Source organism: Nonomuraea sp. KM90, assembly GCF_052246675.1.
GTDB lineage: Bacteria > Actinomycetota > Actinomycetes > Streptosporangiales > Streptosporangiaceae > Nonomuraea.
The window spans coordinates 1-608 of sequence record NZ_JBQQCB010000416.1 but is presented as its reverse complement, the minus strand read 5'-3'; the positions used below and the strand labels follow the sequence as shown (position 1 = coordinate 608).

Annotated in this window: 1 protein-coding gene; it reads right to left on the bottom strand. The window is 73.5% G+C overall.

All coding sequences use genetic code 11. The features are described 5' to 3' along the window. Positions 1 to 608, bottom strand: a 608-nt coding sequence (locus ACTWPW_RS64540; protein WP_443175090.1) for a fumarylacetoacetate hydrolase family protein, incomplete at both ends; no start/stop codon positions are given.

Here is a 608-nt window from a genome sequence, read left to right as displayed (position 1 = left end):
GAATACCAGGTCGGAGGTGTCGGCCTGCTGCATCACCGCGCCGTCCACCCGGCAGGAGATGGGCAGGGCCGGGCGGACTCCGCCGGGCAGCTCGTCGGGGGTGACGAGCACCGGGCCGAGCGGCGTGGTGCCCTCGAACGTCTTGCCCTGCAGCCATTCCTTGGTACGGAACTGCCAGTCGCGCATGGTGACGTCGTTCATGACGGTGAACCCGGCGATGGCCGCGGCCGCCTCCTCCTCCGAGGCCCGCCGGACCGTCGCGCCGATCACCACGGCCAGCTCTGCCTCCCAGTCCACGGCCGACGACTCGGGGGCGAGCTGGATGTCGTCGTGGGGGCCGATGAGGGCCTCGGCGTACTTGGCGAACAGCGTTGGGTGTTCGGGCAGGTCGCGTCCCATCTCCAGGATGTGGTTGCGGTAGTTGAGCCCGACGCACAGCACCTTGCCCGGCCGGGGCACGACCGGCGCCAGGCCGTCGGCGGTCACCGGCTCGCTCCCGGCGGCGGCCCGCTCGGCCCAGTCCGGGCGGGCCAGCAACGCGCCCACGTCGGGGAAGCCGAGGCCGACGTAGCCGTCGGCGCCGAGCCTGGCCGCGCGGGTGCCGTCGC